General features: G+C 62.8%; 10 protein-coding genes. 3 read left to right on the forward strand and 7 right to left on the reverse strand.

The window, feature by feature from the left end:
* Positions 1 to 244 precede the first annotated feature (244 nt).
* The 4 genes from BLO97_RS18080 to speB all read right to left on the reverse strand — a co-directional run bounded on the left by BLO97_RS18080 (position 245) and on the right by speB (position 4,779).
* Positions 245 to 1,633 (reverse strand): sodium:solute symporter family protein, encoded by a 1,389-nt coding sequence (locus tag BLO97_RS18080; protein ID WP_092347171.1) that lies wholly within the window; start codon positions 1,631 to 1,633, stop codon positions 245 to 247.
* A gap of 194 nt (positions 1,634 to 1,827) precedes the next feature.
* Positions 1,828 to 3,342 carry a purine-cytosine permease family protein gene (locus BLO97_RS18085; RefSeq protein ID WP_256572056.1) on the reverse strand — a complete coding sequence of 505 codons (1,515 nt, stop codon included), beginning with the start codon at positions 3,340 to 3,342 and terminating at the stop codon, positions 1,828 to 1,830.
* A gap of 51 nt (positions 3,343 to 3,393) precedes the next feature.
* Positions 3,394 to 3,819 carry a YybH family protein gene (locus BLO97_RS18090; protein WP_092224823.1) on the reverse strand — a complete coding sequence of 142 codons (426 nt, stop codon included), beginning with the start codon at positions 3,817 to 3,819 and terminating at the stop codon, positions 3,394 to 3,396.
* A gap of 9 nt (positions 3,820 to 3,828) precedes the next feature.
* Positions 3,829 to 4,779, reverse strand: a complete 951-nt coding sequence (gene speB / locus BLO97_RS18095) for an agmatinase (protein WP_003198979.1) — start codon at positions 4,777 to 4,779, stop codon at positions 3,829 to 3,831.
* Between the two features lie 332 nt (positions 4,780 to 5,111).
* On the opposite strand from speB, the gene BLO97_RS18100 reads away from it, so the two are divergent.
* Complete coding sequence (locus BLO97_RS18100; protein WP_003184133.1) at positions 5,112 to 6,005, forward strand: LysR family transcriptional regulator; 894 nt, start codon at positions 5,112 to 5,114, stop codon at positions 6,003 to 6,005.
* Between the two features lie 2 nt (positions 6,006 to 6,007).
* Positions 6,008 to 6,604, forward strand: a complete 597-nt coding sequence (locus BLO97_RS18105; protein WP_092150962.1) for a tRNA-uridine aminocarboxypropyltransferase — start codon at positions 6,008 to 6,010, stop codon at positions 6,602 to 6,604.
* 185 nt (positions 6,605 to 6,789) lie between these two features.
* Here the strand turns inward: BLO97_RS18105 and BLO97_RS18110 are convergent, their stop codons facing one another.
* The 3 genes from BLO97_RS18110 to BLO97_RS18120 all read right to left on the reverse strand — a co-directional run bounded on the left by BLO97_RS18110 (position 6,790) and on the right by BLO97_RS18120 (position 11,947).
* Positions 6,790 to 8,154: an HlyD family type I secretion periplasmic adaptor subunit gene (locus BLO97_RS18110; RefSeq protein ID WP_072341479.1), complete on the reverse strand. Its 1,365-nt coding sequence runs from the start codon at positions 8,152 to 8,154 to the stop codon at positions 6,790 to 6,792.
* A 244-nt stretch (positions 8,155 to 8,398) separates the two neighbouring features.
* Positions 8,399 to 10,558, reverse strand: a complete 2,160-nt coding sequence (locus tag BLO97_RS18115; protein ID WP_092347177.1) for a type I secretion system permease/ATPase — start codon at positions 10,556 to 10,558, stop codon at positions 8,399 to 8,401.
* Positions 10,559 to 10,588: 30 nt separating this feature from the next.
* Entirely contained in the window at positions 10,589 to 11,947 is a 1,359-nt protein-coding gene (locus BLO97_RS18120; RefSeq protein WP_092150956.1) for a TolC family outer membrane protein, read from the reverse strand.
* 455 nt (positions 11,948 to 12,402) lie between these two features.
* On the opposite strand from BLO97_RS18120, the gene BLO97_RS18125 reads away from it, so the two are divergent.
* Positions 12,403 to 14,189, forward strand: a 1,787-nt coding sequence (locus BLO97_RS18125) for a retention module-containing protein (protein ID WP_139197705.1), incomplete at its 3' end; no start/stop codon positions are given.

Below are 14,189 nucleotides of genomic sequence, written 5' to 3' on the forward strand. Positions count from 1 at the left end.
CAGAATTTGGAGAGATCGCAGTTCCGGACCATTTCAATTGAGATGGCCCGGAACTGCGATCTTTTTATTGGCGATGTGAACCCTGTGGCGAGGGAGCTTGCTCCCGCTGGGCTGCGAAGCAGACCCAAATCAGCCTCCTCAGCCCTTTCTGACACACCGAGGCGCCTGGCTTTGGGCGCGCTTCGCGCCCCAGCGGGGATAAATCCCCTCGCCACAGGTGCATTCGGCTTGATTCAGTTGTCGATCAAACCACCTTGGCCACCGCACTCGACCGTGGCGACAACAAGCTCACCAGCACAAAACTCACCAGCGCCACGCTCAGGCTGTAGTAGATCGGCGTGTTGGCGTCCAGGCCATCCTTGAGCATGAAGAACAGCGCGGTCAGGAAGCCCAGCGACATGCTGGTGATCGCGCCGGCGGTGGTGGCGCGTTTCCAGTAGATGGCGCCGATCAGCGGGATCAGCATGCCGCCCACCAGCAGGTTGTAGGCCAGGGTCAGGGCGCTGATGACGTCGCTGACCACCAGGGCGATCACCAGGACCACCGCGCCCATCAGCAGGGTCGCGATGCGGTTTTCGTGGACGTCGCCACTGCCGCTTTCACGGCCCTGGCGCAGACGGGGCAGCAAGTCCTGGACCACCGTGGTGGACGCCGCGAGCAGGCCCGCTGCGGCGGTGGACATCAAGGCTGCCAGGGCCGCGGCGATCACCAGGCCGCGAATGCCGTTGGGCAGGCTGGTCTGGACGATGCTGGCGAAGGCGTTGTTGACGTTTTCCAGGTCCGGCAGCAATACCTTGGCCGCCATGCCGATCAACGCACCGGCCAGGCCGTACAGCACGCAGTACAGGCCGGCGGCGGTGCCGGCCACTTTGGCCACGCCTTCGCTGCGGGCGGTAAACACCCGCTGCCAGATGTCCTGGCCGATGAAGATGCCGAAGAAGTAGATCAGGAAGTAGGTGAGGATGGTGTCCCCGCCAATCGCGGTGAAATCGAAGTAACTGGCCGGCAATGCCGCCACCATCGCATCCCAGCCACCGGCATCGACGATGGACATCGGCATCAGCAGGAACACCAGGCCAACGGTCATGATCAGGAATTGCACGATGTCGGTGAGGGTCAGCGACCACATGCCGCCGATGGTGGAGTACAGCACCACCACGCCACCGCCCACCAGGATCGACACCCAGAACGGCAAGCCGAACAGCACCTGCATCACGGTGCCGATGGCGATGGTCGAGGTGGCGCCGATCATCAGTGCGTAAACCAGCATGATCAGCGCACTGGCCTGGCGCGCGGCCGGGTTGTAGCGGCGCTCCAGCACCTGGGTCACGGTGTAGATCTTGAGCTTGAGCAACGGCTTGGCGAGGAACAGGCTCAGGCCGACGATGCCCAGGCCGATGGCGCCGCACAGCCAGAATCCGGAAATACCGTAGACGTAGCCCAGGCGCACGGTGCCAATGGTGGACGCGCCGCCCAGGACGGTGGCGGCCATGGTGCCCAGGTAAAAGCCCGGGCCGAGATTGCGCCCGGCGACCAGGTAGTCGTCACGGGTTTTAGCGCGGCGCATGCCGTACCAGCCGAGGGCGATCATGCCAGTGGCGTAGAGAAGAACGACGATTAAGTCCAAAGCCATGATGGCGTGTCTCCGATTGTCTTTTTTATAGGAAGTCGGGGTGATGCCCTCCCTGGCACCGCGCCCTCAGTGCGAACGTGCTTGTGTGGCGAGGGAGCTTGCTCCCGCTGGGCTGCGAAGCAGCCCTTGATAGCGACTGCTGCGCAGTCGAGCGGGAGCAAGCTCCCTCGCCACAGGGGGGGTGTTGGCTCGGGTCAGACGATCTGCCTGAGGGAGGGGCTATCGATTGACACCGAAGAGCCTTTGCTCCGCGGATCATCCGGCCCGTACACCGCCGCCGGTTCCGGGAATAACCCAAGCAGCACCAAGTACACCACCGAGGCCAACCCCAGGGTCACCGGCAGGCTGATGTCGATCCCGCCGGCCAATTCCCCCAGCGGCCCGACGAACTGCCCTGGCAGGTTGACGAAGCACAACCCCACCAATGCGCTGGGAATCCACGCCCCGAGGCCGCGCCAGTTCCAGCCATGGCTGAACCAGTAGCGCCCGCCGGTTTCGCCGCGGGTGAACACTTGCAGGTCGTCCGGGCAGTAGAAGCCGCGGCGCACCAACAGGCCGATGATCATGATCACCATCCACGGTGTGGTGCAGGTGATGATCAGCACGGCGAAGGTCGAGACGCTCTGCACCAGGTTCGCCGCGAAGCGCCCGATGAAGATGAACGCAATCGACAGCACGCCGATCAGCAGCGTCGCCTTGACCCGCGACAGCACTCGTGGAAACACGCTGGACATGTCCAGCCCGGTGCCATACAGCGACGTGGTGCCGGTGGACATGCCGCCGATCACCGCGATCAGGCACACCGGCAGGAAGAACCAGCTCGGCGAAACCGCCAGCAGGCCGCCCACGTAGTTGTTGGCCGCGATGTAGTCCGGCGCCTTGATCGCCACGATGGTGGCGGTGGCGAGGCCGAACAGGAACGGGATCAACGTCGCCAGCTGCGCAGCGATCACGGCCAGCATGATGCGGCGCTTGGGCGTGTTGCGGGGGATGTAGCGCGACCAGTCACCCAGGAACGCACCGAAGGAAATCGGGTTGCTCATGGCCACCAGCGCCGCGCCGATAAACGCCGCCCAGAAGCCCGGCTGGCCGAGGCTGACGGTGCCGGCGAACTGGCTGTCGAAGGTCGGTGCGAAAGCCAGGATACCCAGCAAAAACAGCAGGCTGGCGGCCCATACGGCGATGCGGTTGACCCACAGCATGAAGCGGAAGCCGTAGATGCACACCGTCAACACCAGCAGGGCAAACAGGCCGTAGGCCAGGCCCAGGCTCAGGTCGGTTTCCGGCACGCCGATCAGCCGCTTGGCGCCGCCGATCAACGCGTCCCCCGAACTCCACACCGACAGCGAGAAGAACGCGATGGCGGTCAGCAACGAGAGGAACGAGCCGACGATCCGCCCGTGCACGCCGAAGTGCGCACCGGAAGAAACCGCGTTGTTGGTGCCGTTGAGCGGGCCGAACAGGCCCATGGGGGCGAGGATGATCGACCCCACCAACACCCCTAGCACAATCGCCCAGACACCGGCCTGGAATGACAGGCCGAACAGCACCGGGAAACTGCCGAGCACGGCGGTGGCAAAGGTATTGGCGCCACCGAAGATCAGGCGAAACAAGTCCCCCGGGCCGGCGGTTCGCTGGTGGTCCGGGATCTGTTCGACCCCGTTGGTTTCAATTTGCGTAAGGCTTTTATCGTTATTGTTATTCATGATCTGCTCCGATCATCAAGGCGCGCTCATCGTGTGTGAGCGTCGCCTGTTTGGCTAAGGGGGTGGCAGCCCTTCCGGCATGGCGGACAAATGTTCATGGCAGGCCAGCCATAGGCCCTGTTGTTCTTGTGCGCGGCCTTCCTGTTTGCGGAACAGGATGGTTTCGCGCTCCTGGCTAAAGTGTCGCTCCCCTTGCATGCGCAGCTCGGTGGCCACGTCATGGATGAAAATCGCCACGTCCCCTTGCAGGCTGACGAAGGCGTTGCTCGAGGTGCAATTGAGCACCTCGAAGCCATCCTCGGACCGCCAGCGATCCCACAACGCCTGGTAGGCATCGCGTGACAGCAGGGGCTGTTCGAGGGTGTAGAACACGAAACTCGCATCGCCTGTGAACGCGCCAAAGTAGGCGTCGCGGTCATTGCGGGCGAAGGCCGACACCAATTCGGCGGCGGCCTTGAGAACCTGATCTCGATCGTTCATGACCGCACCTCAGCGATGAACCACGCCAGGCAGTACGCAGAGCATCTCGTACAGCAAGTTGGCGCCCAGCAGCGAGGTGTTGCCGGTGGTGTCGTACGGCGGCGAGACTTCTACCAGATCGCAACCCACCAGGTCGAGGCCCTGGCAGCCGCGCACGATTTCGATCGCCTGGATGGTGGTCAGCCCGCCGATTTCCGGGGTGCCGGTGCCAGGGGCCCAGGCCGGGTCGATGCCGTCGATATCAAAGCTCAGGTACACCGGGCCGCCACCGACTTTCTCACGCACTTCAGCCATCAGCGGTGCCAGGGATTTGTGCCAGCACTCTTCGGCCTGGACCACGCGGAAACCCTGGTTGCGACTCCAGTTGAAATCGTCGGCGGTGTAGCCCTGGGCCCGCAGGCCGATTTGCACCACGCGGTCGCAATCGAGCAGGCCTTCTTCCACGGCGCGGCGGAAGGTGGTGCCATGGGCGATTTTCTCGCCGAACATGTGGTCGTTCACATCGGCGTGGGCGTCGATATGCACCAGGCCGACCTTGCCGTGTTTCTTGTGGATCGCCCGCAGGATCGGCAGGGTGATGGTGTGGTCGCCGCCCAGAGTCAGGGGGATGACGTTGTGTTCGAGGATCTTGTGGTAAGACTCCTCGATGATCCGCACCGCGTCCAGCAGGTTGAAGGTGTTGATCGGCACGTCGCCGATGTCGGCCACCGACAGCGAGTCGAACGGCGCGGCGCCAGTGGCCATGTTGTAGGGGCGGATCATCACGGATTCGGCGCGGATCTCCCGCGGCCCGAAACGAGTGCCGGCGCGCAGGGAGGTGCCGATGTCCAGCGGCACGCCGACGAACGCAGCGTCCAGGCCGGCAGCGGTTTGCAAATGGGGGAGTCGCATCATGGTGGCGATGCCGCCGAAGCGCGGCATTTCGTTGCCGCCCAGTGGTTGGTGAAGAATCTTGTCCACGGGTAGGGCCTCATCGTTGTTTTACTTATCAGGGGCCGATTCTGCGAAAAGCCGTTGCCGTGAAGAATCGCTGGGGGCAAATACTTAGTTCAGATTTTTCTAAACTAATGGCGGGCGGGGCGATAGACTTCGCGGCAGCACGGTCCCCCTGTTTGGATTGGGAAATAGTGGCCCCTGTGGCGAGGGGATTTATCCCCGCTGGGGCGCGAAGCGGCCCTAAAACCTGAAAGCTCGGTGTGTCAGGAAAATGGTATTGGGGCTGCTTCGCAGCCCAGCGGGGATGAATCCCCTCGCCACAAAGTTTGCATTGACTCGATTGTATGGAGCCCCCAATGGCCAACGCTTTACCCGACCTGAAACTGCTGCGCATTTTTGTCAGCGTGGTTCGGCACCAAGGGTTCGCCAATGCCCAGCACGAACTCAACCTGTCCACGTCGGCCATCAGCACCTACATGAGCCAACTGGAATCGGCCTTGGGCCTGGTGTTGTGTCATCGCGGCCGGGGTGGCTTCAGTCTGACCAGCAAGGGCGAGCTGTTCCATCAGGAAACCTTGCGCCTGCTGGGCGAGCTCGAAGGGTTCGAGCAGTACGCTGCCGCGCTTAAAGGGGAACTGCGCGGCACCTTGAACCTGGGGGTGATCGATTCCACTGTCAGCGACAAGGCCCTGCCGTTTGCCGAAGCCATTGGCGCCTACAGCCAGGAGCATCCGGCGGTGCATTTGCACCTGTCGGTCATGAGCCCTTATGAGTTGCAACTGGGCGTGCAGGATAATCGCCTGGACCTGGCCATCGGTGCGTTTTCCACGCGCATGAGCGGGCTGGTCTACATGCCGCTGTACCGTGAGCAGCACTGGTTGTACTGCAGCAACCGCCACCCGTTGTTCAACGAGCGGCGCATTCCCGAGCAGGTCATCACCCAACAGCGCATGGTCGGGCGCGGTTACTGGAGCCAGGCCGAACTGGCGCGCCACGGCTTCAAGCACAGCGCGGCGACGGTGGAGAGCATGGAGGCGCAGTTGATCCTGGTGCTGTCCGGCGCCTACGTCGGTTACCTGCCCGAGCACTACGCCCAGGCCTGGGTCGACAAGGGCGACTTGCGCGTGCTGCTGCCGGCGACCTTTGGTTATCAGGCGCCGTTTTCGATGATCGTACGCCGTGGTCGTAGCCGCGAGCCGCTGATCCAGACCTTCCGCGATTTGCTCAAAGCTCAACTGAATCAGGCCTGACCATGTCCAGAATCCATTGTCCGCGTTGCCACAGGCCGCAAAGCCATTGCCTGTGCTCGCTGATCCCCAGCCTCGACAGCCGCACCCGCGTCTTGCTGTTGCAGCATCCCAGTGAAGTGAACCATGCTTTGAATACCGCCCGGCTGGCGGCATTGGGACTCAATAATGCCGAGTTGATCGTGGGTGAGGTGTTCGAGGATTTGCCCCGGTTGCTCAATCAACCGGGGTATCAGGCGCGCTTGCTGTTTCCCAGCGACGAGGCGCAGCCGTTGCAAGCCTATGTCCTGTCCGATGAGCCGCTGCTGTTGGTCGTTCCCGATGGCACCTGGCGCAAGGCGCGCAAGTTGCTGCACCTCAATCCCTTGTTGGCGGCGCTGCCGAGGGTGACCCTGGCCGAAGGCGGGGTGTCCCGTTATCGCTTGCGCAAGGCGCCCGGGCCGGGGGCGTTGTCGACGGTGGAGGCGATTGTCCAGGCGTTGCAGACGCTGGAGGCGCCGGCGAGTTTCGAGGCGTTGTTGAGGCCGTTCGAAGCGCTGATCGAGGGGCAGATTGCGGCGATGGGGGAGGAGACTTACCAGAAGAACCATGGAGAGGTTTAGAGGCCCCTGTGGCGAGGGAGCTTGCTCCCGCTCGGCGGCGCAGCCGTCGTAAAACCTACTGGCGCGGTCTGTCTGATACAGCGAGGTGAATGGTCTTGGGGATGCTTCGCAGCCCAGCGGGAGCAAGCTCCCTCGCCACAGGGGTTAACCATGTCCCCGGACCAAACAGGCGAGTCAAATCCAGATCAGCGCTCGCGCATCGCCTCGGTCCGCGCTTTCAACACCGGCTTGAGCAGGTAATCCAGGACACTTTTCTCGCCGGTAATGATATCCACTGTCGCCACCATTCCCGGAATGATCAGCAAGGGTTTGGCATCCCCGCCCAAATGGTTTTTGTCGGTGCGCACCTGGATCAGGTAGAAGCTGTTGCCCTTGTCGTCGGTGATGGTGTCGGCGCCGATCAGTTCGAGCTTGGCGCTCAGCCCGCCGTAGATGGTGTAGTCGTAGGCGCTGAACTTGACCATGGCTTTCTGGCCCGGGTGCAGGAACGCCACGTCCTGGGGGCGGACCTTGGCTTCGATCAGCAGGTTGTCTTCCAGGGGCACGATTTCCACCATGTCGTTGCCTGGCTGCACGACGCCGCCGATGGTGTTGACCTTCAGTTGCTTGATCACCCCATGCACGGGCGAGACCACCGTAGTGCGTGTCACGCGGTCGTCGATGGCGATGCTCGATGCGGTGATTTTCGACAGTTCGGTGCGTTTCTCGTTGAGGTCCTTGGCTGCTTCGGAGCGAAAGGTCTGTTCCGATTCGTCGATCTTGCTCTTGATCTCGTTGATCGCCGATTCGGCTCGGGGAATGGCCAGGGTGGTGGCGTTGAGCGAGCCGCGGATTTCCACCGCGCTGCGTTTGAGCCGCAGGATCTCCACCGGTGATACCGCCCCGGTGCGCACCAGCGGGGCGGACATGTTCATTTCTTCTTGCAGCAAGGCCAGGGCCGAGCTGAACTGGCCTTGCTTGGAGCGAAACTCCGCCAGCTCCTGGGTCTTCTGCCGCAGCTGTTCGGTCAGGGTCCGTTGTTCACTGGCCAGGCGCCGCTGGCGTTGTTCGTACAGTGAGCGCTCGTCCTCGGCCACTTGCGGGGCCTTGGCGATCACCTCGGCCGAAAGATTGAACGGCCGGCCCTCGGCCTCGGCCGACAGACGCTCGACCTGGGCGGTCAAGGCATAGCGGTCGGCTTCGCTCTCGCCCTTGTTCGACTGATATCGGGTGTCATCCAGGCGCAGCAGGGTGTCGCCCTTGTTCACCATCTGGCCTTCACGGACGAAAATCTCGGTGACGATGCCGCCCTCCAGGTTCTGGATCACCTGGATCTTGCTCGACGGAATCGCCTTGCCTTCACCGGTGGTGACTTCCTGCAACACCGCCAACTTCGCCCAGACCAACCCGGTGACGATCAACCCGGCGGCCAGCCACACGGTGACCCGCGAGCGCCGGGGCGAATCCTGCAGCGTGGCGCCGGCGGTTTCCGGCATGAACTCGCTTTCGGCGCTTTTGCTGAAACTGCCGAAGTAGCTTCGAGCGGTTGAATCCGGTGTTTGGGCTGACATGGAGCGGTACCCGTCGGTTAAGTGAAGTGGAGCCGGTCGCTGCTTTTTAGAAAAGAGCGGGTGCTGCTTTTAGAAGAGAGCTGGGCGCTGCTTTTTGTGGCGAGGGAGCTTGCTCCCGCTCGGCGGCGAAGCCGTCGTAAAACCTGTCGAGGCGGTCCGTCTGACACAATCGGGTGAATGGCTTGGGGGCTGCTTCGCAGCCCAGCGGGAGCAAGCTCCCTCGCCACAGGTGTTGTGGGGGCTGTTAAACCGCCGCCGTCCCCACCCGTCCCTTGCGCAACGCATCGATGACTGCTTCCTTCGGTCCATCCGCCACGATCCGTCCGTTGTCCAACACCACCAAGCGGTCCACCAGGCTCAGCATCGAGGTGCGGTGGGTGACCAGCAGCACGGTCTTGCCCTGTACATGGGTGTGGAGTTTTTGCCGCAGGACGTCTTCGCTGCTGTTGTCCATGGCGCTGGTGGGTTCGTCCAGCAGCAGGATCGGCGGGTCGAGCAGCAAGGCCCGGGCCAGCAGCACGGCTTGGCGCTGACCACCGGAAAGCAACTGCCCGCGCTCGCCCACCGGGCGGTCGAAACCTTGGGGATGTTGGCGCGCCAGTTCGGTGACACCGGTCAGCTCCGCCACTTCCAACATGCGCGCGTCGCTGATGTAACGGGCGCCCAAGGTGAGATTGTCCCGCAGGCTACCGGCCAGCAGCGGCAGGTCATGGGCAACGTAGCCGATCTGTTGGCGCAGGTCGGCGACGTCCAGTTGCCGCAGGTCCAGGCCGTCGAGCAGCAACTGGCCTTCCTCCGGCGCATAGAACCCCATCACCAGGCGCGCCAGGGTGCTCTTGCCCGAGCCACTGCGGCCGATGATCCCGACCCGTTCGCCGGGCTTGAGGCTGAAGCTGATGTTCGCCAGTGCTGGGCTGCTCTGGCCGTTGTAGTGGAAGGTCACGCCGCTGACGTCCAGCGCGCCCTGCAACTGGGTGCGATCCAGCGGCCGTTGTTTGGCATCGCGTTCCTGGGGCAGCGCCATCAGGGCATCGGTGCTGCGCATGGTGAGCTGGGCTTGCTGGTAACGGGTGATCAGCCCGGCGATCTGCCCGAGCGGGGCGAGCACCCGGCTGCCGAGCATGTAGGTCGCCACCAGCGCGCCGACGCTGAGGTTGCCGGCGATGATGCTGTAGACCCCGGCGACGATGGTCGCCATGCCGGCCAGTTGTTGCAGGAACAACGTGCCGTTGGTCGCCAGAGCCGAGAGGTTGCGCGCGTGGCTGTCCAGGCGGGTGAGGGCGCCGTGGGTGCTTTCCCACTGATGCTGGCGCTCGCTCTCGGCGCTGCAGGCCTTGAGGGTTTCCAGGCCGCCGAGGGTTTCGATCAGCAGAGCCTGGCGCTGGGCGCCGAGGGCCAGGCTTTTTTGCACGGTGTCGCGCAGGCGCACCTGGATGATCATCGCGAAGACAATGGTGATTGGAAACGCCACCACTGGAATCACCACCAGCCAGCCGCCCAACAGGCCGATCACCACCAGCATCAGCAGGGCGAAGGGCAGGTCGATCAGGCTGGTGAGGGTCACCGCCGTGAGGAATTCGCGCAGGCCCTGGAAGTCGTGGATGCTCTGGGCGAAGCCGCCGATGGTCACGGGCTTGGCCTTCATCGCCATGCCGGTGATGCGCTCGAACAGGGTGGCGGAGAGAATCACGTCGGTTTTCTTGCCGGCGGTGTCCAGCAGATGGGCGCGCACCACCCGCAACACCAGTTCGAAACCGGTGCCGATCAACAGCCCCACGGCCAGCACCCACAAGGTCGACGTGGCCTGGTTCGGCACCACGCGGTCGTAGGTCTGCATGACGAACAGCGGCACCATCAGGCCTAGCAGGTTGATCAGGAAACTCGCCAGGATCGCGTCGCTGTACAGCCAGCGCGACAGTTTCAAGGTGTCGCGAAACCACGCCTCGACCCGCGGCACCAGGGGCGCGCGCAGGTCTTCGAGTTCATGGCGCGGCCGGGCGAATAGCGCCTGGCCACTGTAGTCGAGGGTCAATTCCTCGCGGCTGACCCACTGCTCGCCACCATCGGCTTCGCTGGGCAGGATCAGTGCCTTGCCATCCTCGCCCCAGCGCCGCAAGACCGCACAGCGGCCCCCCGCCAGGATCAGCATCACTGGCAGGTTCAGGGGGGAGATGTCCGCCAGCTCACGACGCAACAGCCGCGCCTGCAAGCTTGCCCGGGCTGCTGCGCGGGGCAGCAGGTCCAGGCTCAAGCGTTGGTGCGCCATAGGGAGCCCGGCGCTGAGGCTGGCGCGGCTGACCGTCGCGCCATGGAGTTTGCAGAGGATCAACAGACCGTCCAGCAAGGGATCATCGAAATTCAGGCGCGGATCAGCGCCAAGGGTTGCGGGTTCCATGCTGGTCACAGTGTTCGCTCCCATTTTTTTTGGAGGGGGCTACTTCAGTTCCGGCAGCCGAGCCTGGTTCTTGACTTCGGTCTGCGCGACCGTATCGGCCGGCAGCACGATCCGTTGTTTGTGCAACAGCAGGCCCATGTTCGCCAGCACCCGGTACATCGAGTATTCCTCGGTGTAACGCACTTCGGTGTAGCGGCGGTTGGCGTTGTACAGCTCGTTTTCGCTGTCGAGCAGGTCGAGCAGGGTGCGCTGGCCGAGACCGAACTGATCCTGGTATGCGGCGCGCACACGGGCGGTGGTGTCGGCGTACTCGCGGGCGGTGGGGGTCTGTTTGCGGGCGTTGAGCATCGCGTTCCAGGCCAGGCGCGTATCTTCGTTGAGCTGGCGCAAGGCGTTGTTGCGGATGTCCATGGCCTGGTTGATCTGGTGGGCGTTGGACGCCAACCGCGCCTTGTCGCTGCCACCGCGGAACAGGTTGTAGTTCATCACCACGCCGACCCGCCAGTTGTTGTCGTGGCCTTCTTCGCCGCCGAGGTTGTTGTTGGCGCCCACCGCCGCCTCGGCGTCGAAGCGTGGATAGAACGGCGACTTCGCCACTTCGTACTGGCTTTCGGCGGACTGTATGTCGGCCTGGGCCGATTTCAGGTAGGGGTTGTTATCCACCATGCTTTGCTGGGCTTCGCGCAGGTCGGCGGGGATTTCGCCTTTGGTCGAGGGCGGTGTCTCCAGCTCATCGGGCATGCGTCCGACCACGCTGTAGAAGTTGGCCTCGGCGTCGGCCAAGTCGACCTGGGCGGTGTCGTAGTTGTTTTCCGCCAGGGCCCGACGGGCATTGGACTGGTCGGAGTCGGCCGTACTGCCCACCCCACGCTCGGTGCGCAGGCCGATTTGGTCGTTGACCCGCAGGTGCGCCTGCAGGTTGTTCTTGGCCAGGGTCACCAGCTCGCGGCGCTTGAGCACTTCCAGGTAGACCTCGATGGTGCGTAGCGCCAGATCCTGGGCGGTGCCCTGGGCGTAATAGGCCCGGGAGTTGACCACGCCCTGGGTGCGGTCCACTTCATTGGCAGTGTTGAACCCGTCGAAGATCATCTGCCGCAGGCGCAGCTCCGATTGGGTATAGGTGAGGATGTTGGTGTGGTGGTTGCCCAAGGCCCGGGTGTTGGTGTTGTCGCTATAGCCACGACCGTAACCGGCATTCAAATCCACCGATGGGAAAAAGCCCCCTCGGGCGACCTTGACGTCTTCATTGGCCGACAGACGGCTGTCCACCCGTTGTGCCAGCTCTGGGTGAGTGGCAATGGTGCTCTGGATCGCCTCGGTCAAGGACATTGCCTGCGCCTGAGAAGAGCAGGCCATGGCCAGTAAAACCGCGCTGCAGAGGGGGGTTAGAACGCGCATGGGGTGCATCTCCTGAGGTCTGTAGTGCTTCGCTTGTCGCCAAAATATTGACGTATTAAAGATCAAAACCGTTTCAACCTTGTAACAACACAGCTAAGAACATCCTGAGCAAAACCTAAGAAGAATTTCTCATAAGGCTTATTCCGAAAAAAACTTATGAGCTTGAAAAAAACCGGCACATTGTTCAGAGCGAAAGCCTTTTAGTTTGCGGGTTGCGACGGCTTTTAGGCGTCAATAAAAGTTCCATGCAAATTTTTAAACGATGTGAAGAAGTGTCGAAAGAGCGATCTGTGAAGTGGTTTTTGGTGACGGTTTTTTGTCGTTTTGGCGAATTGCCAGCACCTTCTGCTTTCACGAAAGCTGGCAGATTTTCCAGCTTTCTGGATTGCCAAACCTGAGGACGGATTCTTCACCCAGACACGTGCCGATTGCGGTCGGCAACGGAGGAAATGCACATGGCAGCGCTCATCGGAATCGTCAGCAAAATAGTCGGGCAAGTATTCGCAGAAGCGGCCGGTGGCCTGCGGCGGCCTCTGGTCGAAGGCGATCGGCTTTATGCCGGCGAACACCTGGTCACCGGTGCCGAAGGGGCGGTGGCTGTTCGTATGCAGAACGGCCAGACGTTGACCCTGGGCCGCGAAAGCAACCTGACCCTGACTCCGCAGTTGCTCGCCAACCATGCGCCGCATGTCGACACGCCTGACGCGGCGACACCGAGTAACGCGCAACTGACCGATGTGCAAAAGCTGCAGCAAGCCATCGCCGCCGGTGCCGACCCGACCCAGACCGGTGAAGCCACGGCCGCCGGCCCCGAGGGTGGCAACCCGGGGGGCGTGGGCGGTGGGCACAGTTTTGTGCTGCTGGAAGAAGTTGGCGGGGAGGTCGATCCGCAGATCGGTTTTCCGACGGCCGGGTTCAACGGGATTCCCGAGTTTCCACAACTGCGCCTGGCCGGTGATCCGGACAACACGGGCGACGATGCAACTGTGCCGCCGGTGACACCGGATAACCCGGTGACCCTCGACGGGGTCAATGTCGAGGGCGGCGAACTGACCACCAACGAGGCCAATCTGGCCGATGGTTCGGCCAGCAATCCGGGGGCGTTGGTGCAAAGCGGCACCTTCACGGTTTCCGCGCCTGACGGGCTGAGCAGCCTGAGCATCGGCGGCATCAACGTGATCACAGGCGGCGTGCCCACGGGTTTCCCGCAAACCATCACGTCGGCGCTGGGCAACACGTTGACCATCACCGGCTATAACCCGGCCACAGGAGTGGTCAGTTACACCTACACCCTGACGGACAATGAAACCCATCCTGCCGGCGGTGGGGCCAACAACATTACCGAGCAGTTCCCGGTAGTGGCCGTCGACACCGACGGCGACACGGCCACCGGCACCCTGGACGTCAACATCACCGATGACGTACCCCAGGCGATCGACGACAGCCACGCCAACACGGCGTCGGAAACCCTGGTGACCCTCACCGGCAACGTATTGCCCAACGACCATCAGGGCGCCGACCGGATCCCCACCGGTCCCGACAGCGGGCCGATCATCGGCGGCACGTTCACCGGCACCTACGGCACCCTGGTGCTCAACCCCAACGGCACGTACACCTACACCCTGAACCCCAGCGACCCGCAATTCGTCGCGTTGCACGGTGGGGGCAGCGGCACTGAGACGTTCACTTACACGCTGACCGACGCCGACGGCGACACCAGCACCGCGAACCTGGTGCTGCAAGTGCACAACAACGACGACCCTGTGGTGTTGGTGGGCCTTGATGCCGAGGGTGGTGAGCTATCGCTGCAGGAAAAAAATCTCAGCGACGGTAGCAGTCCGGATGCATCGGCGCTGACTCAAAGCGGCACCTTTACCGTGACCGCGCTGGACGGTGTGCAGACCTTGAGTGTGGGCGGCATCAATGTGGTTATCGGCGGCGTGGCGGCGGGTTTCCCACAATCGATTACCACTGCGTTGGGCAACACGCTGACCATCACCGGCTACAACGCCAGCACGGGCGTGGTCAGCTACAGCTACACCTTGCTGGACAATGAAGCCCATCCAAACGCCAACGGCGCCAACAGCGTTAGCGAGCAATTCGCCGTAGTGGTCACCGACGATAACGGCACCACGGCCAACGGCAACCTGGACGTGAACATCGTCGACGACTTGCCCAAGGCCGTGGACGACAGCAACGCCAGTACGGCCTCGGAAACCCTGGTCACCCTGACCGGCAACGT

The organism is Pseudomonas sp. NFACC05-1 (genome assembly GCF_900100135.1).
In the GTDB taxonomy this organism is placed as follows: domain Bacteria; phylum Pseudomonadota; class Gammaproteobacteria; order Pseudomonadales; family Pseudomonadaceae; genus Aquipseudomonas; species Aquipseudomonas fluorescens_Q.

Bases quoted from the DNA above. Each gene is read 5' to 3' on its own strand.
- BLO97_RS18080 (WP_092347171.1), bottom strand. From the start codon at position 1,633: ATGGCTTTGGACTTAATCGTCGTTCTTCTCTACGCCACTGGCATGATC.
- BLO97_RS18090 (WP_092224823.1), bottom strand. From the start codon at position 3,819: ATGAACGATCGAGATCAGGTTCTCAAGGCCGCCGCCGAATTGGTGTCG.
- BLO97_RS18100 (WP_003184133.1), top strand. From the start codon at position 5,112: ATGGCCAACGCTTTACCCGACCTGAAACTGCTGCGCATTTTTGTCAGC.
- BLO97_RS18120 (WP_092150956.1), bottom strand. From the start codon at position 11,947: ATGCGCGTTCTAACCCCCCTCTGCAGCGCGGTTTTACTGGCCATGGCC.
- BLO97_RS18105 (WP_092150962.1), top strand. From the start codon at position 6,008: ATGTCCAGAATCCATTGTCCGCGTTGCCACAGGCCGCAAAGCCATTGC.
- BLO97_RS18110 (WP_072341479.1), bottom strand. From the start codon at position 8,154: ATGTCAGCCCAAACACCGGATTCAACCGCTCGAAGCTACTTCGGCAGT.